Source organism: Halobacterium zhouii, assembly GCF_021249405.1.
GTDB classification, from domain to species: Archaea; Halobacteriota; Halobacteria; order Halobacteriales; family Halobacteriaceae; genus Halobacterium; species Halobacterium zhouii.
Window position 1 is genome coordinate 15,063 of sequence record NZ_CP089595.1, and the last position, 18,554, is coordinate 33,616.

General features: G+C 56.5%; 22 protein-coding genes, 2 tRNA genes and 1 pseudogene. 17 read left to right on the plus strand and 8 right to left on the minus strand.

Translation table 11 applies throughout. The annotated features are described in order from the left end of the window. The first annotated feature begins 33 nt into the window (after nt 1-33). Nucleotides 34-606, plus strand: a complete 573-nt coding sequence (locus tag LT970_RS14030; RefSeq protein ID WP_232688959.1) for a cysteine hydrolase family protein — start codon at nt 34-36, stop codon at nt 604-606. Between the two features lie 193 nt (nt 607-799). After that, entirely contained in the window at nt 800-1,117 is a 318-nt protein-coding gene (locus LT970_RS14035; protein WP_232688960.1) for an RPA12/RPB9/RPC11 RNA polymerase family protein, read from the plus strand. Between the two features lie 199 nt (nt 1,118-1,316). Here LT970_RS14035 and LT970_RS14040 read toward each other — a convergent pair whose 3' ends face one another. Together LT970_RS14040 and LT970_RS14045 are read right to left on the minus strand one after the other, a co-directional pair. Beyond that, on the minus strand, nt 1,317-1,820 hold the full coding sequence (locus LT970_RS14040; RefSeq protein ID WP_232688961.1) for a macro domain-containing protein: 504 nt from the start codon (nt 1,818-1,820) through the stop codon (nt 1,317-1,319). 248 nt (nt 1,821-2,068) lie between these two features. Beyond that, nucleotides 2,069-2,965 carry a hypothetical protein gene (locus LT970_RS14045; RefSeq protein WP_232688962.1) on the minus strand — a complete coding sequence of 299 codons (897 nt, stop codon included), beginning with the start codon at nt 2,963-2,965 and terminating at the stop codon, nt 2,069-2,071. A gap of 148 nt (nt 2,966-3,113) precedes the next feature. Between LT970_RS14045 and LT970_RS14050 the strand changes: the two genes are divergently transcribed. The 6 genes and pseudogenes from LT970_RS14050 (at nt 3,114) to LT970_RS14075 (ending at nt 5,998) form a co-directional block, all read left to right on the plus strand. Continuing rightward, a complete protein-coding gene (locus LT970_RS14050) occupies nt 3,114-3,365 on the plus strand; it encodes a winged helix-turn-helix domain-containing protein (protein ID WP_232688963.1) in 252 nt (83 codons plus the stop codon). Between the two features lie 114 nt (nt 3,366-3,479). Beyond that, a complete protein-coding gene (gene hisE, locus LT970_RS14055; RefSeq protein ID WP_232688964.1) occupies nt 3,480-3,767 on the plus strand; it encodes a phosphoribosyl-ATP diphosphatase in 288 nt (95 codons plus the stop codon). A gap of 67 nt (nt 3,768-3,834) precedes the next feature. Beyond that, nucleotides 3,835-4,643 (plus strand): annotated as a pseudogene (locus tag LT970_RS14750) (DUF8137 family protein). Nucleotides 4,644-5,003: 360 nt separating this feature from the next. Then, nucleotides 5,004-5,078, plus strand: a tRNA-Arg gene (locus LT970_RS14065). A 193-nt stretch (nt 5,079-5,271) separates the two neighbouring features. Continuing rightward, a complete protein-coding gene (locus tag LT970_RS14070; protein WP_232688966.1) occupies nt 5,272-5,814 on the plus strand; it encodes an HIT family protein in 543 nt (180 codons plus the stop codon). 110 nt (nt 5,815-5,924) lie between these two features. Continuing rightward, a tRNA-Thr gene (locus tag LT970_RS14075) sits at nt 5,925-5,998 on the plus strand. 49 nt (nt 5,999-6,047) lie between these two features. Here LT970_RS14075 and cofH read toward each other — a convergent pair. After that, nucleotides 6,048-7,409, minus strand: a complete 1,362-nt coding sequence (cofH, locus tag LT970_RS14080; protein WP_232688967.1) for a 7,8-didemethyl-8-hydroxy-5-deazariboflavin synthase subunit CofH — start codon at nt 7,407-7,409, stop codon at nt 6,048-6,050. Between the two features lie 130 nt (nt 7,410-7,539). Between cofH and LT970_RS14085 the strand changes: the two genes are divergently transcribed. The 3 genes from LT970_RS14085 to LT970_RS14095 all read left to right on the plus strand — a co-directional run bounded on the left by LT970_RS14085 (nt 7,540) and on the right by LT970_RS14095 (nt 11,512). Then, on the plus strand, nt 7,540-9,759 hold the full coding sequence (locus LT970_RS14085; RefSeq protein WP_232688968.1) for a CDC48 family AAA ATPase: 2,220 nt from the start codon (nt 7,540-7,542) through the stop codon (nt 9,757-9,759). 56 nt (nt 9,760-9,815) lie between these two features. Beyond that, nucleotides 9,816-10,121, plus strand: coding sequence for a putative quinol monooxygenase (locus tag LT970_RS14090; protein WP_232688969.1), 306 nt, complete (start codon nt 9,816-9,818; stop codon nt 10,119-10,121). A gap of 755 nt (nt 10,122-10,876) precedes the next feature. Next, entirely contained in the window at nt 10,877-11,512 is a 636-nt protein-coding gene (locus LT970_RS14095; RefSeq protein WP_232688970.1) for an adenylate kinase, read from the plus strand. Between the two features lie 28 nt (nt 11,513-11,540). Here LT970_RS14095 and LT970_RS14100 read toward each other — a convergent pair whose 3' ends face one another. Further along, nucleotides 11,541-11,729, minus strand: coding sequence for a DUF5786 family protein (locus LT970_RS14100; protein ID WP_232688971.1), 189 nt, complete (start codon nt 11,727-11,729; stop codon nt 11,541-11,543). 293 nt (nt 11,730-12,022) lie between these two features. On the opposite strand from LT970_RS14100, the gene LT970_RS14725 reads away from it, so the two are divergent. From LT970_RS14725 to LT970_RS14115, 4 genes are all read left to right on the plus strand, one after another. After that, complete coding sequence (locus tag LT970_RS14725) at nt 12,023-12,181, plus strand: DUF7563 family protein (protein ID WP_432419620.1); 159 nt, start codon at nt 12,023-12,025, stop codon at nt 12,179-12,181. Between the two features lie 216 nt (nt 12,182-12,397). Then, nucleotides 12,398-13,300, plus strand: a complete 903-nt coding sequence (gene gnd / locus LT970_RS14105; RefSeq protein ID WP_232688972.1) for a phosphogluconate dehydrogenase (NAD(+)-dependent, decarboxylating) — start codon at nt 12,398-12,400, stop codon at nt 13,298-13,300. Between the two features lie 78 nt (nt 13,301-13,378). Then, nucleotides 13,379-14,308 (plus strand): ribonuclease Z, encoded by a 930-nt coding sequence (gene rnz, locus LT970_RS14110; protein ID WP_232688973.1) that lies wholly within the window; start codon nt 13,379-13,381, stop codon nt 14,306-14,308. 339 nt (nt 14,309-14,647) lie between these two features. After that, nucleotides 14,648-15,157, plus strand: coding sequence for a macro domain-containing protein (locus LT970_RS14115; protein ID WP_232688974.1), 510 nt, complete (start codon nt 14,648-14,650; stop codon nt 15,155-15,157). A gap of 54 nt (nt 15,158-15,211) precedes the next feature. Here LT970_RS14115 and LT970_RS14120 read toward each other — a convergent pair whose 3' ends face one another. Both LT970_RS14120 and LT970_RS14125 read right to left on the minus strand, forming a co-directional pair. Beyond that, nucleotides 15,212-16,072: a hypothetical protein gene (locus LT970_RS14120; protein WP_232688975.1), complete on the minus strand. Its 861-nt coding sequence runs from the start codon at nt 16,070-16,072 to the stop codon at nt 15,212-15,214. Nucleotides 16,073-16,287: 215 nt separating this feature from the next. Beyond that, a complete protein-coding gene (locus tag LT970_RS14125; protein WP_232688976.1) occupies nt 16,288-16,566 on the minus strand; it encodes a helix-turn-helix domain-containing protein in 279 nt (92 codons plus the stop codon). Between the two features lie 59 nt (nt 16,567-16,625). On the opposite strand from LT970_RS14125, the gene LT970_RS14130 reads away from it, so the two are divergent. Both LT970_RS14130 and LT970_RS14135 read left to right on the plus strand, forming a co-directional pair. Further along, a complete protein-coding gene (locus LT970_RS14130; RefSeq protein WP_232688977.1) occupies nt 16,626-16,925 on the plus strand; it encodes an amphi-Trp domain-containing protein in 300 nt (99 codons plus the stop codon). 216 nt (nt 16,926-17,141) lie between these two features. Continuing rightward, the gene (locus LT970_RS14135; RefSeq protein ID WP_232688978.1) at nt 17,142-17,405 is read left to right on the plus strand and encodes a hypothetical protein; all 264 of its coding nucleotides are present in this window, start codon (nt 17,142-17,144) and stop codon (nt 17,403-17,405) included. Here the strand turns inward: LT970_RS14135 and LT970_RS14140 are convergent. Continuing rightward, the gene (locus LT970_RS14140; protein WP_232688979.1) at nt 17,385-17,789 is read right to left on the minus strand and encodes a hypothetical protein; all 405 of its coding nucleotides are present in this window, start codon (nt 17,787-17,789) and stop codon (nt 17,385-17,387) included. The two genes, LT970_RS14135 and LT970_RS14140, sit on opposite strands and share 21 nt — an antisense overlap. Continuing rightward, on the minus strand, nt 17,782-18,345 hold the full coding sequence (locus LT970_RS14730) for a DUF7504 family protein (RefSeq protein ID WP_432419621.1): 564 nt from the start codon (nt 18,343-18,345) through the stop codon (nt 17,782-17,784). Before LT970_RS14730 ends, LT970_RS14140 begins: the two co-directional genes overlap by 8 nt. Between the last annotated feature and the right edge of the window lie 209 nt (nt 18,346-18,554).

An 18,554-nucleotide genomic window follows, 5' to 3' on the forward strand; every position in this document is an offset into this window, starting at 1 on the left:
ATATCTATCTTTGATGAGCCGAATCGTTCGCATATGGCATACGATCCAGAGAGCACCGCGGTTATCGTCGTGGACATGCAGAACGGATTCTGTCACCCTGACGGCAGTCTGTATGCGCCGGCGAGCGAGGAGGCGATTGATCCCGTGAACGAGGTCATCCAGGCTGGCCGCGATGCCGGCGCATCAATCGTCTTCACGCGCGATGTCCATCCGCCCGAACAGTTCGATGATGCCCACTACTACGACGAGTTCGAGCGGTGGGGCGAGCACGTCGTCGAGGGGACGTGGGATGCGGAGCTCGTCGACGACCTCGATGTGCGAGACGAGGACCACGTCGTCGTCAAGCACACCTACGACGCGTTCTATCGGACCGATCTCGAAGGGCATCTCGATACGCACGGGATCGACGACCTCCTGATCTGTGGGACGCTCGCGAACGTCTGTGTCCTCCACACGGCCGGGAGCGCAGGGCTCCGCGATTACCGACCGGTCGTCGTGCAGGATGCGCTCGGCTTCATCGAAGAGGGCCACCGCGAGTACGCCGTCGAGCACGCCGACTGGCTGTTCGGCGAAACTACCGACCGCGCCGATATCGAATTCCAGTAGCGGACGTCTGATATCGTACGTCTCTCAGTGTAGCTTCAAGCCTGAAAGTGTGAGTTCTCGTGGCCGATATTCAACTGCCAAATACGTGGAACGTCTCTGACGCCGTGCGAGATACAGTCAGTATGAGCAGTTGCCTGAACTCCACGGATCGGAAGTTAACACATAAATCCGGCACCCGTGTACTCCCATTTATATGCAGTTCTGTGATGAGTGTGGTTCGCTGATGCACACGGAGGGCGACACGTGGGTGTGTCGCTCCTGTGAGCACGAGGAGCCGCGAGACTCGCAAGCAGAAGCGGCGATGACGACCCGGGATGGACAGCGGGACGACGGGGCACCCGCCGTAGCCGACGCGAATCAGGACTCCACCGAGACGATGCAGGAGCCCTGTCCGGCCGAGGACTGCGACAGCGACCGGGCTTACTACGAGATGATGCCGAAGCCGGGTGGCTCCTACGAGGTTCGGCTGTTCACCTGCGTCGAGTGCGGCCACAAGTGGCGCGAGTCCTGACGACACCTCTCGCGAACTCCGCGGCTGCTGAGCGGCTGGTTTAGCGTCTCCAGTACAAAAAAGAAGCCGCCGTGGCGCATGGGACCTCTCTATCGGTCACGCCCTTTCTGTCAGGTATTGCTACTACCTTCCCGCCGTTGGAGTAGCGGACCCATGAGAACAGGTTTGAAACACCACTCAGTCGACCCGTCTCGGGGTGCTACTGGTCGCTCACGAGCTGTCGTAGGATGTTTCGGTCTCGGTCCGAGTAGGCGATAACACGAACGTCTTCGAGTGTTATCGGTTCGTACGCCCGGATCTCGTCGCAGATGAGGGGTGCGCCTTCGTGCGTGTGGAATCCGCCAGAGCCACAGCCAAGCAATGGCAGTACCAGCGATTTGCAGTCGAGATTATCGGCTGTTTTGAGGGAATTTTGCGTGGCCTCACGGAGACTCTCGGCAGTTGCGATTGGGTGCGGGCCTGAATGGGACATCGCAGCTGCATGAATCACGTAGTCGGCATCGAGATTGTACGCGTCTGTGACGATCACGTCTCCCAGTTCGACTGGTCCACGAGCGACTGCGTCGCGTTCGAGTGGCCCGTTTGCTGCGTCGAGTAACGCGCCGGCAACGCCACTTCCCATCTTGAGCGAGGTCCCCGCAGCGTTCACCAGTGCGTCCGCCTCTTGTTGGGCAATGTCGCCTTGGAGGACGCGGAAGTCCATTCTGGATCAGAGTGTATCGATCGGAGAGCTAGCGACTGCTTCGTTCGATTCTCCGTCACGAAGAGTCCCTGTCGAAGACATCTAATTGCCGCTGATCGTGGGTAGTCACGCCCTCTGGGGTGTGTTCGCTCAGTCGCTCGATCAGCTCTGAGGGTGACATACCCTTTCTCGTCTCTCCAGGCAAATAAAATACATTATAAATGAAATGGTTTCTCTACGCTTGATAGACCGTCGGTTGGGGAGTGCCATTACTGCAATTCGGCTTTTATTCGAGAGATCGCAGTGTCCGTGTCGAAATCACCTGCGGATGGGCCAACGACGCCGACCTCTTCGTCCGGGAGGAACCATATTCGAGCAAACCCCGTTGTAGCGTCGACCCCGTCGACGTTCCAGATCTCTTTCTGCCAGTAGCTGGCAGTTTTCCCGGCGTGAAGCCGATTTATGTCTTCGGGGATCGGTTCTTCCTTTAGTTCTGTATAGCCTGCTTCGGTGAGCGTTTCTCGATCCAGATTATCGATCAGATTGGACGTCAGTCGGGTTCGGAACTCCTCAACGGTCGCCTGATAGACGTCATCGGCGTATTGCCCGACGTCTCTCGACGGGATTTTTTGGCTAACGTGGTCGAACACCGCATCCGGATCGTCGACGGAGAAACTCGCGCTGTAGAGTGTCGCTTCGACCGTTTTCATTACTGTTCCATCGGGATGCGCGTAGAGAATCACGTCGACGACCGGGTAGTCCCCGATCTTCGGAGCGGTCGGATCGGGGATTTCGATGAGCGCGTTCTCGGAAATAGTCGTGATAGACTCGTAGTTCTCCTGGAGATATGTGAAGAAGGCACTGACCGCCTGTTCATTCGGATTCGCATTGAGGTGCTGGAGATATCGCTGTACGTCTCGTATTGTCTCGGCGTCGTCTGGGATATCAGAGAGCATCCCGATGTGCTTCGAAAAATCACGAATAGCTCCCCAGATCACTTCTCCAGGAATGTTCCCTTCGCCGCCCTCCGCGAGAAGCATCCTGTCGAACTCATATGTAGAGATACGGTCCGTCTCGACATCCTGAACGAACCGATCGACATAGTGATCGATGAACTGTCCCGAGTCGATATGCGTGAAGAGTTCCTCTTCGTCCAAATTCTTCACAATCCAGTTAGCCCTCGCTAGGGAGGCGATAAAATCTTACCTCTTAGCCATCAGTCTCTCCTCCCGATAATACGAACTCACGTAGGGAAGGCCACGTATCGCAGACTATTTTCAAACGGGCATCCTACGCCAAATGGATCTGTCCGATATGTCGACCTGTGGCACGGAGGGCGTGTCCGATCTAGCGCCGAGTGCCAAGCTTGTCTACAAGGTCCTCGAGTACAACGGCGAACTGACCCAGAAACAGATCGCAGAAAAATCCCTATTGTCTCCACGGACGGTACGCTATGCACTAAACGAACTCGAATCCGCCGGCGTCGTCGAGGACGATATTTACTTCGCAGACGCGCGACAGCGGCTCTATCGGCTCACCGAGTCGGATGCTACTGGGTCGGAATAGATTCCTTCGGGTACTGCGTCTTGGATACGTCTTCGATGAGGCGGATATCGAAACATCTCTGGCAACGCGGTGACGCACGTTCAGTATGAGACTCGTATCCAGGGTGGTGCTTTCGTGACCGAAGACATACTCGACGAACTGTTTGCGATCATCGAGGACCGGAAAGAGACTCTTCCTGACGGTTCCTATACGGCGTCGTTGTTCACCCACGAGAAGGGAGACAACGCCGTCCTCGAGAAGCTAGGTGAAGAGACGACCGAACTCGTCTTGGCCGCCAAAGACGAAAATACCGACGAGATTGCCGCCGAGAGTGCTGATCTCGTCTATCATCTGTTAGTACTCCTCTCGATGCACGATCTCACGCTCGACGATCTTCGAGCCGAACTCGAACACCGTCGATAAGTGGGTCATAGAACCGCGAGTTACTTTTCGTAGTCCCGTCTCGCATTCTAATAGGTAAAGTGTGAGTATGGACGAACTTGATCAGGTTGTGACCAATGCAACGCCGGAGGAGCCGGACTCGGTGCGAACAGTCGTTGCTACGTACGAGGAAGCACTCACAGCGACCTCGGATTCATCATCGGATCTCCGCTCACTTCGCTGGCAGTACTATCGCCCGATCGCGAACTCACTCGAAAAAACTGCGCTACAGCATGGATGGGCGTTCTACGACGAGCTGCTCGAAACATATTCACCGCGTGATGAGTTTGGCGTCCCCGCCTGTAGTCACGTTCTCGTCAATGGCGTGGGGCGGTTCGTCATTCGAACCCGGTATCAGACGATGTCGAGGCGATTCCAAGCACGGCACTTCGATATCTCCGTGCTTATTCGAGCGTGTCTGATCGCTTCCTTGCTCGCCAGGAAGCGTGGACGTACGGCTGGGGTATCGGTCATTCTTCACACTCTGTCGCGACGTATCTCCAGGAGAGTGTCGAGGACAACCCTCGGTGGGTGCAGTCGGCACTCGAACTGGCATTTTATGCCGATCAGGCGGCTGCAACAGAGCTGCTGGAGCGACTTGTCACCGACGAGTCGATCGAGTTCTCAGTCCAGTTGACTCCCGACCGGACAGTCCCAAAGGAGCGGTTCCTTATCGAGTGTCTCGTAGGCCCTGATCGGACGTCTGAACCGACTGTGCCACGGTACTGGAAGTGGTGGGACAAATCTGAATACACCTTCGACTGGAACCCATCGATCGAATCACGATTGAGAGCGCTGATTGCTGATCTCGAGCTGGATCTACCCTCGGACTGGTCGTTTCAGGATCTCCACTTCTAAATACCGCAATTCACAGCTTGCCAGCCTGTCGGAGCTGTGATTTCTGGTCTTCGGTTAGGATCGTCGTCCCACATTCCGGGCAGGAGGTGTTCGTGAGGCTGACGGCGTCCAGTTGGACGTCGCGGCTTCTGAACTCGCAGTTTGGACAATCGACACCCGCTGCTTTCCCGGCCAGGAAGATAACACGGTCTCGAATAGTATCGTCCAAAGGCACCTCTAACTCTAGAAATCCCCGCGTGGAAAGGATTGCGCTCTTCGAACGAGTCTAATTCACCAGAGTAGTTGGTCCACGGGGAACTGTAGCAGGATCGATTACCACATCGTCGGTCTTATGCGATAGAATTCGATACCTCTGTCCGTGGGCGGTTAACTCAGTCTGGATAGAGTATCTGGCTTCGGACCAGATTGTCGCGGGTTCAAATCCTGCACCGCCCGTCGAGGACTGCTGATCCTATTCGACTTAAAAGAGTTCGATAGATGCCTTCCGTTGCACGACTAATCGAAAGTCTCCCGGCGAGTCACGAGTTTTGTAATACTGTCGCCAAGGATCGTCCCGAAGAGTTCAGCATCGAGAGAATCGACAGTTGCCTTTCACAGGAGGTAAATCGGTGATGGCGGAATGAACGGTATGGACGAGATTTTCGCTCCGTGGCGGATTGAATGGATCGAGCGGGAGGATAAGAATCCCGATGTGGACGAGTGCGTCTTCTGTGAATTCCCGGAGCGAGACGACGATCGTGAGCATCTAATCGTCGCGGAAAACGACCACGCGTTCGTCATGCTCAACAACTACCCCTATAACCCAGGGCACGTCATGGTCATCCCGCGGGTGCATACAGGGACGTACGAGGACCTCTCTGATGAGGTATTGCTTGGTCATGCGCAGCTCAAGACACGGACGTTCGAAGCGATGAGGAAGGCGTTCGACCCCGATGGATTTAACGCTGGACTCAATCTCGGGGATGGAAGTGGGGGGTCGATTGACGATCACCTGCACACCCATATCGTTCCTCGATGGGAAGGGGACACTAACTTCATGCCCGTTATCGGAGATACCAAAGTTATCGTCCAAGCTGTCGAGGAAACTTACGACCGCCTCCATACTGCATTCGCGGGCTTCGATGATACTCAGACTGGTAGCAATAATACTGCAATTCGAATTGATAGCTAATCGCCCTGCTCTCAGTTATTGAGTCAGTAGTGAGGCAGAATCGCTATTGACATGTCCACGAAATAATATCGCTACTGATTAAGCGTTTCTCGTTCTGACCTCTGCTGTGTGCCGTGGTAGCTCAGTTGGCCAGAGCAGACGCCTTGTAAGCGTCTAGTCGAGGGTTCGATCCCCTCCCACGGCTTTTCGCCGATGTAGATTCGCCCGTGAGGGAAGTACTGTAGTGTCGGGACTCACGCAGTAGGGAGCATTGGAGTTCCATCAGCCTCCGGACCGAGAGCCGGTCCATACGGCGGATCGTCAGGGTCGAGTCGTCGGAACTGCTGATAGTCCGTCGACCGTTCGACTGGGATCCGACCGATGGCGGTGATCATGTCGACGTAGTCCTGGAACGAGCGGAACTCGCCATACTCACCGCCGGCCCGCTTCGTAATCTCCTCGGAGAGTATCGTTCCCATGAAGTCGTCTGCTCCGCAGGAGAGCAGTTTCAATCCCTTTGCGCTCCCGAACTTCACCCATGACGACTGGATGTGATCGATATTGTCGAGGAACAAGCGAGCGACGGCGATCATCAGTTCGTCCTCGACATGGGAGGCCCCAGTAGAGACCATGCCGCGCTCGTAGAGCGGCGTCTCCTGGTGCACGAACGAAAGCGGGACGAATTCGGTGATGTTTCCGGTCCTGTCCTGAAGCTCGCGAATCCGCTTGAGGTGGAGCACGCGATGCATCTCGTTCTCGACGTGGCCGTACATGATCGTCGAGGTCATCGGCAGGCCAACGTCGGCCGCTGCGGTCATCGCGTCGAGCCACTCGTCGGTACTGATTTTCCCGGGACAGATGACCGACCGCACCTCGTCGACGAGAATTTCAGCAGCTGTCCCCGGAACGGAGTCGAGCCCGGCGTCTTGCAGCCGCGAGTAGACCTCACGGTAGCCCCAGTCCGCACCGCGCTGGGCGTGATACGCCTCCTCGGGTGTCATCGAATGTACGTGGACACCACCGACGTCCATCGCTTCCATCTGGGCGCAGTACGTGCCAGGGTTCTTTTCGTACTCGCTGGGAGGTCGATAGTTCAGATCCCCACGCTCGTTCGATTCGAGGATTTCGCGATGTTCATCGTCGAGCGCAAATGCGGGATGCAGGCCTGACACGGACGTTACCTCGTAGATGCCCTTCTCGAGCGCATCACGAACGATGGCCCGCGATTCTGCAGGCGTCTTCGTGAAGCCGCCATGGTCGTCTTGATACGATGTTCGGAACTGCTCGGAGCGATCCTTGAAATTACAGAAGAGACAACCCGTGTTGCAGGCGGTCGTGACGTTATTGTTGAGATTCGCGACGAACGTGACTTCCTCACCGACCTGTTCTGCCCGTCGACGATCCGCCGCTTCGAGAACAGCCTCCTTGCGCGTCGGATCAATTCCCTGTCGATCCGATCCTGTAGTCATCAGCTCGACGCCGTCGGCCACAGTCAGTCGCTCGCCGCTTCTCGCCTTGTCTAACGCGTTCTCGAACGATTGATCCGTCTCGGGCTGGTGAGTGAAATCGAACCGCTGCCGCGGGATGTTTGTCCGTTGTTCGGGTGCGTTCGCCACGGAAGCCGATTCTCGCAGTAGTAGTAAAAAGTCTGCGTGGCCGTCGCTTTGAGAGCCGTTGTCTCCCTCCACACCCTTTTTCAGTATCGGTTGCCGACCTACACGTGATTACTGCCGAAGAGTTTGGGATATGACCGAGATTCAGCTCACAGTCGAGAAAGCGTATCCGACCGACACTGGGAAAGGGATTGCTCGAATCGCCCCGTCTAGCCTCGAGGAACTCGAACTGAGTCCTGGCGCATTCGTTGCTATCGAGGGGGAGCAGACGGCGGTTATGAAAGCACAGCGGGCCGATCCCGAGGACTGGGAGGAGGATATTATTCGTATCGATGGTTTTGCTCGGGACAATGCGGGCGTCGCTCTCGGGGAGCGAGCTACTGTACGGTCAGCGTCGATTCAGTTCGCCGACGAGGTCACGCTCGCACCGACCGACGAGATACAGATCCCGCTCAATCCCGATGTTGTCGGTATCGTCAAACAGCAGTTACTCCACCGCTCTGTCACCCAAAATAATCTCGTTCCAATAACTGCCCAGAGCACGCAGCCGTTCCTGCGCTCGCCCGGAGATACGCTCACCTTCGTTGCGACCGATGTCGATCCTGCAACGGTCGTCGAAGTCACTGACGACACTACTATTAAAGTTCGCGAAACGCCAGTCTCGCAGAATCCCGAAGTCCGAACAGAGGACGGCATAACGTACGACGAGATCGGCGGACTTCAGGACGAACTCGACCGCGTCCGGGAGATGATCGAACTCCCACTCAATCATCCCAAGCTCTTCGACCGGCTGGGTATCGAACCACCGAAAGGTGTCCTCCTGTATGGGCCGCCTGGCACAGGAAAGACGCTCCTTGCAAAAGCCGTCGCCAACGAGACCGCCGCGAGCTTCCACTCGATTGCCGGGCCGGAGATCATCTCGAAGTACTACGGCGAATCCGAGCAAGAGCTCCGTGACACCTTCGAGGAGGCGCAAGCAGAGGCCCCCGCGATCATTTTCATCGACGAACTGGACTCGATCGCTCCGAGCCGAGAGGAGGTCACGGGAGAGGTCGAACGCCGGGTTGTCGCCCAGCTACTCTCGTTGATGGACGGACTTGACGACCGCGGGGAGGTCGTGGTTATCGGTGCGACGAATCGACACGATGCGGTCGATGCAGCGCTTCGACGCCCTGGCCGCTTCGACCGGGAAATCGAGATTGATGTTCCCAACGAAGCCGACCGGGAGGAGATCCTCCGTATTCATACCCGAGCGATGCCACTGGCGAAAGACGTCCATCCAAGTGATCTCGCGACGCAGACGCAGGGCTTCGTCGGTGCAGATCTCGAATCACTCACGAAGGAGGCCGCGATGCACGCCCTCCGACGGTATCTTCCGGAGATCGATATCGAGGAGGACGAGATACCGCCGTCTCTCGTCGAGCAGATAGTCGTCAAAGCGGTCGACTTCGAACGTGCCCTTTCCGGAATCGAGCCCTCTGCGCTCCGCGAGGTCGACGTTCGGATTCCAGAGGTAACGTGGAAGCACGTCGGGGGGCTCGATACCGTCAAGCAAGAGCTTCGCGAGAGTGTTGTCTGGCCACTCGATAGCCCGGAGAAGTTCGAACGACTCGGGATCGATGCAGTGTCGGGCGTCCTTCTCTATGGACCTCCCGGAACGGGGAAGACGCTCCTCGCGAAAGTCGTCGCCAACGAAACGGACGCGAATTTCATTCCGGTTCGCGGGCCGGAACTCCTCTCGAAATGGGTCGGCGAATCTGAAGAAGCGATCCGGGAGGTCTTCCAGAAAGCACGAAACGTCTCGCCCTCGATCGTCTTCTTTGACGAACTCGATAGTCTCGCGACGAGCCGTGCCCAGGGTCCGGACGGTGGGAGTTCCGACCGCGTCGTCAACCAGCTCCTGACGGAACTCGACGGCCTCCAGTCGATGGAAGACGTGGTCGTAATCGGGGCGACGAACCGGCCGGATATGCTCGATGCGGCACTCCTGCGGACGGGACGGTTCGGCCGGTTGATCAAAGTTGAGGAACCAACATTCGAGGATCGCGAACAGATCCTCAAGGTGCATACCGAAGAAACGCCGCTCGCCTCCGACGTGAGTTTCCGCGAGTTAGCCGAACAGACCGACGGCTACGTGGGGAGCGATCTCGAGAATCTCACCCGAGAGGCCGCAATCGAAGCGCTACGAGATGACATGGAGGTCATTTCGATGCGTCATTTCGATCGCGCTATCGACCGGATCCGACCGACGATGACCGATGCGACCAGTGAGTATTACGAGCGGATTGATGAAGAACTCGACCGAGAACGCTGGCCGAACACGACCGGGAGCGGTCCCCGTGGCTTCCAGTAAGCAACGGGAGGTATCAGGAGAACTTTTGGGCTGGCAGTTTGTGGCCCGGGCTGTCGATGATCGTACTTCACGCGAGTTTTCCGATCGATCCGGATCGGCGTGAGGAAGCGCTCGAACTGGTCGACGACCTCGTCGAGCAGTCGCAGGCAGAGGACGGGATGATCGAGTACCGGGCGACGACGGATGTCCAAGACTCGAACGTCATCCGCTTCTTCGAGCAGTACGAAGACGGAGAGGCGTTCGAGTCGCATACGGAAACAGCACACTTCCAGGAGTTTGAGGCGGCACTGCCGGATCTCCTCGCCGGCGAACCCGAAGTTATTCGGTTCGACGTCGATAGCGCCACCGAACTCGAGCTGTAACGTCGTTCTCGGTAGTCGAACGCCGTCGGGACTGCACGATACTAGGCAGCGTGTCATAGAATCCTCCACAAGAGATTGTTACAGGATGAGTGGGCTGAAATAGCCGTTAGGTAGGATTGCGAACTTCACAGAGGAGCATCTATTCGACCATATTATGAGGAGATGGGAGCGATGGCCTCAGACGCTCCCGTTGGCCCCAACCTTTGGGGAGGCCGCCAAGTGTGTTATCGATTGTCATGTGACATAAACCCTTTGAAGGACTCACCCCTTCCCCTGTATTGAACAGTCGTGTCGTTAATCTCCGCCCATCATAGCATCTGGACGTGTGAGGGTATATCCGATGGCATACAGAAGAAGGGAAATCACGATACCGATAGTTGTGATGACTATCGCAGGCAGATAACTGAGGAAACTCAAGAACTTACCGTGGCTTTCGGCTTCTAAATGCAGCCGATTCCAACAGCGTGAACCGACAACCTGTGGACGCAACTTCGTGAGCCACGTTGGTTCCTCTAGGGCAATATTAGTCACATCCGAATCGCCATCCATATTCATAGTTTCTCTCCGGAGGGAGAAAATAGTACCTCGAGAAATCACTTCCCGATATGCTCGTTTTCTGTATTGAGTGGCAGATAGGTCGTCTGTATCGATCATTTCGGTCATTTCGAAGCGTACGAGAATAGTTCTATGACACGCTGCGAGGCGTAGTTTCGATTTCAGCGATGTTTTAGGGCTGCTCGTAGACGCTGACCTGTATGGCAGATTTACGCCTCATCATTCTCGGAGCGCCTGGTGCCGGGAAGGGAACGCAGTGCGAACGCCTCGTCGACGAATTCGATCTCGCGCACGTCACGACCGGTGACGCGCTCCGCGCGAACAAGGACATGGAGACAGAGTACGGTATGCCCCGGAGTTTCATGGACGAAGGCGAACTCGTTCCAGACCCTGTCGTCAACGAGATCGTCGAAGCAGAACTAACGGCTGCAGATGGGTTTGTGCTCGACGGCTATCCCCGGAATCACGATCAGGCCGAATATCTCGACTCGATCACCGATCTCGATGGGGTACTCTACTTAGCGGTCGACGAAGATGTACTGGTTGACCGGCTTACTGGGCGACGAGTGTGTTCTGACTGTGGGGCAAACTACCACGTCGAGTTCAACCCACCGGCGGAGACTGGGACGTGTGAGGAATGTGGTGGTGACCTCTATCACCGGGAGGACGATCAGGAAGAAACCGCCCGTGAGCGGCTACGCGTCTACCAGGAAAACACGCAGCCGCTCATCGAGTTCTATCGGAACCGTGGGGAACTAATCGAAATCGATGGGGAGCAATCCATCGAAGCGGTTTGGGAGGATGTCAAAGATGCCGTGCGGTCGACCAGTTCGTAATACCGGAAAATAGGGCCAGGTGTCGATTTTACTCTTCGTCAGCGCCGTCCTTGATCTCTGCGAGCTGGTCCATGAGTTCATCGGTGGAGGCGTCCGTTTCGAACGTGATCTCGCCTTCGTGCTCGTTTTCGTGGACACTCACGCCTTCACTATCGTCATCATCGGCATTGACGTCCTGGTTCTGCTGCTCGGATTCGTCATAGCTCCCAAAACCCATATGCGACGATAGCGGTGGCGTGGACTAAAAACAACCGGTCCGCTTGCAGGTGGTTATGAGACGTTCGGTATCATATACCAAGATAGATGGGGCTGGGCTCTCCATCTCGAAGGAGAATGACCGCTGACGTTGCACAGTGTCCGGAATGCGGGTGGACCGGTCAGGAGTCTGATTTCGAGGTAGACGGCAACGAGCGAAAGTGCCCTGTGTGTCAATACACGATGAAACGGGTTTGAATTCAGTATCCAGCGAACCGAATACCTATACCTACTGGTTGACCAGAGAGAAATACGATGCCTTCCTGCGACAATTGTGGCTCGTTCGTGACTGAGGCCTATGTGCGAGTGTTTGCACCAGAGGGTATGGAGACTGTTCGAGTGTGTCCTAGCTGTGAAGACAAAGTTCGGGATGGGGCCGACGTTCGAACAGCTCGCTCCACGCGACAGCAGTAACTCTGGACTCTATCGGAATGAAATGGCGGCTCGGATTCCCGCGTCATCACAAGGGGCTCAGAGGGGTAACCATTCGTCACTGCCGCCATCTCACACTCTCTGCTCAGTCGTAACAATCCCTTGGACCGCAAAGAGGTGTATCTGAGCCCACCGGGTGCTCTATTCAGTATCGAAACTGTCGAGTCCCGACCGTCACGACTACAGAGGAGAACACGTATGAAACTCGGTATAATTGGGCTCGGGAGAATGGGCCAGATCGTCGTGGATCGGGTTCTCGCTGCCGGTCATGACATCGTGGCCTTCGATATTGACGAGAACGCAGTTGCAACGGCTCTTGAACGGGGAGTATCGGGGGCAGCATCGATTTCGGATCTTGCGGATCAGCTTGGCGACGACAAACGCATCTGGCTTATGGTGCCAGCGGGTGACCCAGTTGACGCTGCGCTTGACGAACTCGAACCATCGCTCGCCAGTGATGATATCGTCGTCGACGGCGGGAACTCGAACTTTCAGGATTCGATTCGGCGAGCAGAGTCAACTGATGCTGCGTATCTAGACTGTGGAACGAGTGGCGGGCCCGCCGGTGCAGAACGCGGTTTCTCGCTGATGGTTGGTGGTCCGGAGTGGGCATACGACGAACTCGAACCCGTATTCGATGCCGTCGCGACAGGCCCTGACGGCCACGAACGGATGGGGCCAGCAGGCTCCGGACACTACGTGAAGATGATCCACAACGGCGTCGAATACGCGCTGATGCAGGCGTACGGTGAAGGCTTCGAACTGCTCGCGAACGGACGATACGATCTCGACCTCGAAGCAGTAGCACGAACGTGGAACAACGGAGCGGTAATCCGCTCGTGGTTGCTCGAACTCTGTGAAGAGGCGTTCCGCGAAGAGGGGAACGATCTGGATGGCGTTGCAGACTACGTTGCGGGTGGCTCGACTGGAACGTGGACTGTCCAGGAAGCGCTCGAACAGGAGGTCCCTGTTCCCCTCATCTACGGCGCACTGGCCGAACGCTTCAGTAGTCGCAACTCGCGATTCTCACGGCGTCTTGCCAATCGTCTCCGGTATGGGTTCGGTCGTCACGAGATCAAGCGACAGGACAAGAGCGAGTAATATCGTACCGATGGAGTCGTCGGAGTCGTATCCGCGAATCTCGAAGTTGCTTTCCGCATTGCACCCCGAACTGAGACTATGGACGTGACCTTTCTCGGAACGAGTGGGGCAGTTCCGACGACCCAGCGCAATCCGAGTGCAATCCTGCTTCGCCGAGAAGGGGAACGATTTCTTTTCGATGTCGGAGAGGGGACACAGCGACAGATGATGCGCTTCTCGACCGGTTTCGACGTTTCCATAATCTTTCTCACACATCTCCACGGTGATCACGTCCTTGGTCTTCCTGGGCTTCTACAGACGCTCGATTTCAACGAGCGAACTGCACCTCTTGACATCTACACACCCGCAGGTACCTCTGGAGATGTTGAGAATCTCCTCGACGCGACAGGGACGACACCGGGCTTTCGTGTTCAGGTACACGATGCGACGCCTGGGAAGCCGATTATCGAGCGTGACGAGTACACGATTCGAACCGTCGAGACCGACCATCGAACACGTTCCGTTGGATACGCACTCGTCGAAGCCGAGCGAAAAGGTCGATTCGACCGTGAGCGAGCCGAAGATCTTGGTGTTCCTGTCGGGCCAAAGTTCCAACAGCTCCACGAGGGATCCCCCGTGGAACTCAAGGACGGAACTGTCGTTCAGCCAGAGGAGGTCGTCGATGACCCACGTCCGGGGCGGCGCGTCGTTTATACCGGCGATACCCGACCGACAGAGCCTGTTGTTTCGGTCGCTTCGGAAGCGGATTTGCTCATCCACGATGCGATGTTCACTCAGGACCGACAGCAGCGGGCGCAACAAACCGGCCACTCGACGGCCCAGGAGGCAGCTACTGTCGCCTCGCAGGCCCATGTTAAGCGACTCGCACTCACACATATCTCCTCACGGTACGCGACCGATGCTGAGCCGCTCGAGAACGAGGCTATCGAGAGATTCGGTGACAATGCGTTCCTCCCTGATGATGGAGATACGATTACGATTCCCTATCCCGAGAGCGACGACGAGTAGTCCAGTGGGTGTGGGGGTAGACCATCCATCGAAGGGATTGTATGGTTGGTCGTCCTACAGGGTGAGGTGACTGAGAATCGCTCATCAATAGCCTGTGGTGATGAAGAGTGGACGGTAGAGGATTTGATGCGACGAGCTATGTGGACGCCGGAGACGACGGAGTGTCTGAATTGTGGCTCGACGGTCGATCTCGATACTGCACACTATTACGCGACGCTTCGGTCTGGCCGATCAGATTCGACGGAGACACGGACGGTCGTCTTTTGCTCGCGGAACTGCTTCGAGAAGTGGTGCTGATCGTCGGGTGGATTTTACTGTTCAGTCCGTGTACGTCTTCGTATGGAGTTCACCGTCATTCAAGGCGATATCGCGGCCGAGAGTGCGGATACACTGGTGAACGCCGCTGGGACGAGCTTACAGATGGGCAGCGGTGTCGCCGGCGCGCTCCGACGCGGCGCGAACGGCCCAATCAACGAGGAGGCCGTCTCGAAAGGTCCAGTTGACCTCGGCGGCGTGGCCGTCACTGATGCGTATGACCTCGACGCTGACTACGTGATTCATGCAGCGGCGATGCCCCACTACGGAGACGGTCGAGCGACCTCCGAGAGCATTCGCGAAGCCACTCGAAATACACTCGAAAAAGCCGACGAACTCGGCTGTGAGTCACTCGTCATTCCTATTCTCGGGACAGGAGCTGCCGGTTTCGATTTCGAGACGGGTGCACAACTGGTCTGTGAAGAAGTCTGGTCGTACGAGCCCACGTCGCTCACCGATGTTCGTGTGATCGCGTATTCGGAGCCAGAATATCAGACCGTTACCGATATCGCGGATCGACTCCAGTCGTTGTGAGTAACCCTCTCGGGTGACTCGTTCGTGTTCGACCACTAGTGGCGATTCTGTTGGTCACACAGCGGCGGTCTGGAACTCCTCGCGAATCGCATCGACGATCGCTTCTCGGTCGTAGTCCCCCGCAGTTGCGCTGACGAGCGTGATATCGTCTTCGTCGACTGGAATCCAGATCTGGAGGAATCCCTGTGAGCCGTCCATGTAGTCGACTTTCGAGGCCGGTTTTTGCCAGAGTTCAGCCGGCTCATCGGTGTATTTCGGATGAATCCCCTTGGGGAGAGGTTTCGTCGTCTCCTGTCTGAAGTCCGGATCTGCCTCGAGCCGCTCTCGAATATCTGCCGTGATCGTGTGCCGGTCGGCATCCTCCTCGATTCGCGTGTTCACCGTCCGCACCGTTCGCGAAATGAATTTCTCCAGCGTCTTGTCCGGGACGATCTTGTCGACGTCCTCGAAGATCTCCTGCTCTCGAATCCGCGGCGTTCCACTGATGCCGGAGACGATCCGATCGTCTCCTGGCTCGTGACAGACGCCGAAATTCGCCCGCGGCCGTTCACCCAGCTGTGGCTGATAGATATCTGGGAGTTCGAGAAGCCGAGCAATCTCGAGTTCTCGATACACACCATACTGCTTCCGGAGGAGGAGTTTGAACTTCGACATCTCTTCGCGTGATGGCGAGAGGAAGATGAAGCGCTGAAGCACCTCCTGATTGGGCGCGTCATCGTGGTAAAAGAAGGTGTGTGTCTCGTAGTCCTCGAGCGCAAACCAGACGAGGTAGTCGATCGGGCCGTCGTCGACGAAGATTGCTTCTTCAACGGGCTGCTCGGAGAACTTCGGACAGCGCTCACAGAAGGTATCCACCAGGTGCTGGACGTAATCTCCCGGGTCGAGTCCGTACTCAGAAATGAACTCCCGAGGCATATACGGACCTACGAGTGACCGTCGATAAAAGCCACCCGAAGCGTCAGCACTTGGCGGCAAGTCTCCTTTGGGATTGGCGAGAGCAAGTGCGGCTCGGTGGTGGCCGTCATCACAAGGGGCTCAGTGCGGGGGTAAAAGGATCGTCATCGCCGCACTCCAACGCCTCTTTTCGACCCGCTGTATTCAGCGTTCTCTTTCTCCGATACTGCCTGCTATCAGGACGGTTCGGGGTCGGGAAACCGAGCAACGAAACGACGGTTTGGAGACGGTGTAATTTCGAGTCGTACTTCCCGAACCAACGTGTAATACCGTCGGCGTCCGTCTTTATACGACTCTAGGATGCCCGCGTCAGTGAGGACCTTGAGGTGGTGCGTCGCGGTTTTCCCGTCCATCCCGACTGCTTCCATCAACTCGGAAACGTACATATCGCGCCGAGAGAGCAATCGGAGCAGCTCGAGGCGTGGCTTCGATCCGAGTACGTCGAGCGAATCCATATAGAGATAATATTCCAACGAAATTTTATCTGTTACGGACCGCACGTCTCGAATGTACTATGCCCGAAGTCCCTGCCGAAGAAGAGGAAGAACCGTCCATCGAAACAGTCACCGACGGCTACTTCGAGGAAGAATACTACATCGGCGCTGAGGATGCCGGCGACTTCTTGATCGAGCTCGGGGAGCAGTTCAAAGAGGAAGACGAGATTACCATTACCGGCGACGACTGGGAGCTGCCGTTCGCGTTCGGCGAGCCCGTCAAACTCGATATCGAATTCGAAGGCGACGGCGAGCCGGAACTGGAGATCGAAGTTGAACTCTCCGGACGTGTCGAAGACGAGACGCCGGATCTCGCATAGACGCGGTACAAACCATCCTGTACCGTTATAGCAACAGCGCGAGTAGGGATACGTATGCAATCTCGTGTTCCTACTCTTGCGAGAGAGGAGACTACCGATCCTGACGATTCGGACGAGGAATCCACATCTGAGGAGTCTGTCTCCGCTGATAACTCCTCAGACGACGAGAAATCACTCGATGAAATTATTGACGCGTACGCAGAGTAAGCCCCTGATATGGTCGATGCACACCGATTCCCGTCGGGAAGCACCTCGCAACTCCAAGAAGCGATAGATACGATTGTCCAAGCATTCGGTCATCCGGAAACGATCTCCGTCACCTATACGTTCGAAGACGGACAGAAACGGACGATGATCGAGGTGCCAGCTGGTGATGGCACTACCACCTACGAGCTCGTCTACGACGGACAGGACGACGATACAGAACCAGAGCTCAAATCGGTCGACGAAGACGACCAGTCACCGAAACCGTCGGAGTAACCGCCCAATCGATGGGAATACTCGCTCCCCTCTGAACGTCTCGATCGTCTCGCGTATTGCCTCGATTTCGGGGTCAGCTTCCGAAATCGACCCCTCCTGTATCCGCTGTGAGAACATCTCGATGAATGACTGGGCACCTTCCACTGCATTGTCGACTGTATCGTATTCGTCGACAGGATAATCATGCCGGACATGCGTCGACGTTCGATTGATCGCCGATAACCGGAGTTTGACTCCCTCATCGGCCGTCTTCGATAGTACAGAGACAACAAACGTCGTGTCATCTGCCGTTTCGTGTTGATACTCGACGACTGCGGTGCTATGCTGGGCCTCCTCGCGTTTCTTCGTCCACTCTGCTGGAAGGGCAATATCGATATCAGTCATCAGGACCACCGTCGAGAACGGAACGACTGTGTCGTCCCCTCGTCGGCTGATAGTCGAAGGCGAGACGGGCCGGTGATGGCTGGGTGACCCAGAGCACGCCATCAACGAGGGTAGCAATCGCTGCCATCGTCTCTTCATCGTGAGCGGTGTAGTCGATCCCGAGGAGACAGAGGCCCGACTCGGAACGAAGCCCAGTGATTCGCTCGAGAACAGTACTCACACGAGTGGCAGACGACGCCTTGAGGATCGGTGTGAGCGAGCGGATGACGAGGTGATGCGCTCCATTGCTCGGTGCCGAACTGTCGGAGAGTTCTGAGAGGGCCATGACCAGCCGTTCAAGGTCGCCCGGCGAGGGTGTGAAGACGACATGTGTCTCGCCATAGAGCGCTGAGACGGATTGTTGCTCTGAAACTGTGTCGACGATGCTGATCGATGGTCGCCCGGTCTCCCCTCCCAGACGGTCATAGACGGCAATCGTTCGATCGGCACTCTCCGTCGTCGTGACGACAAAGCTGTATCCTCTTCGGTCCCTTGAGCACAGAGAATACGGAGACACACGGCGTACTGAGACGGATCACCGGTGGTCGCGACGAGAACGGTCGCGCCCCCGCTGAGGCTGTCCGGGAGCGGATCGACCTGCAAGGCCTCTGTCTCGACAGTGCTGTTGGCGTTCTCGTCCATTAGTCAGCTGTCACCACGAGGCTGGGGATTATTCGTTGAACCCGTCAGCTGAGACAGCGCCTGTTCGGGGTAGTATCGAGCCTC

What these genes read in the sequence shown, in the direction of transcription:
- LT970_RS14030 (WP_232688959.1), top strand. Translation starts at nt 34, where the DNA reads ATGGCATACGATCCAGAGAGCACCGCGGTTATCGTCGTGGACATGCAG.
- LT970_RS14035 (WP_232688960.1), top strand. Translation starts at nt 800, where the DNA reads ATGCAGTTCTGTGATGAGTGTGGTTCGCTGATGCACACGGAGGGCGAC.
- LT970_RS14040 (WP_232688961.1), bottom strand. Translation starts at nt 1,820, where the DNA reads ATGGACTTCCGCGTCCTCCAAGGCGACATTGCCCAACAAGAGGCGGAC.
- LT970_RS14050 (WP_232688963.1), top strand. Translation starts at nt 3,114, where the DNA reads ATGTCGACCTGTGGCACGGAGGGCGTGTCCGATCTAGCGCCGAGTGCC.
- LT970_RS14070 (WP_232688966.1), top strand. Translation starts at nt 5,272, where the DNA reads ATGGACGAGATTTTCGCTCCGTGGCGGATTGAATGGATCGAGCGGGAG.
- LT970_RS14085 (WP_232688968.1), top strand. Translation starts at nt 7,540, where the DNA reads ATGACCGAGATTCAGCTCACAGTCGAGAAAGCGTATCCGACCGACACT.
- LT970_RS14090 (WP_232688969.1), top strand. Translation starts at nt 9,816, where the DNA reads ATGATCGTACTTCACGCGAGTTTTCCGATCGATCCGGATCGGCGTGAG.
- LT970_RS14095 (WP_232688970.1), top strand. Translation starts at nt 10,877, where the DNA reads ATGGCAGATTTACGCCTCATCATTCTCGGAGCGCCTGGTGCCGGGAAG.
- LT970_RS14100 (WP_232688971.1), bottom strand. Translation starts at nt 11,729, where the DNA reads ATGGGTTTTGGGAGCTATGACGAATCCGAGCAGCAGAACCAGGACGTC.
- LT970_RS14725 (WP_432419620.1), top strand. Translation starts at nt 12,023, where the DNA reads ATGCCTTCCTGCGACAATTGTGGCTCGTTCGTGACTGAGGCCTATGTG.
- gnd (WP_232688972.1), top strand. Translation starts at nt 12,398, where the DNA reads ATGAAACTCGGTATAATTGGGCTCGGGAGAATGGGCCAGATCGTCGTG.
- rnz (WP_232688973.1), top strand. Translation starts at nt 13,379, where the DNA reads ATGGACGTGACCTTTCTCGGAACGAGTGGGGCAGTTCCGACGACCCAG.
- LT970_RS14115 (WP_232688974.1), top strand. Translation starts at nt 14,648, where the DNA reads ATGGAGTTCACCGTCATTCAAGGCGATATCGCGGCCGAGAGTGCGGAT.
- LT970_RS14120 (WP_232688975.1), bottom strand. Translation starts at nt 16,072, where the DNA reads ATGCCTCGGGAGTTCATTTCTGAGTACGGACTCGACCCGGGAGATTAC.
- LT970_RS14125 (WP_232688976.1), bottom strand. Translation starts at nt 16,566, where the DNA reads ATGGATTCGCTCGACGTACTCGGATCGAAGCCACGCCTCGAGCTGCTC.
- LT970_RS14130 (WP_232688977.1), top strand. Translation starts at nt 16,626, where the DNA reads ATGCCCGAAGTCCCTGCCGAAGAAGAGGAAGAACCGTCCATCGAAACA.
- LT970_RS14135 (WP_232688978.1), top strand. Translation starts at nt 17,142, where the DNA reads ATGGTCGATGCACACCGATTCCCGTCGGGAAGCACCTCGCAACTCCAA.
- LT970_RS14140 (WP_232688979.1), bottom strand. Translation starts at nt 17,789, where the DNA reads ATGACTGATATCGATATTGCCCTTCCAGCAGAGTGGACGAAGAAACGC.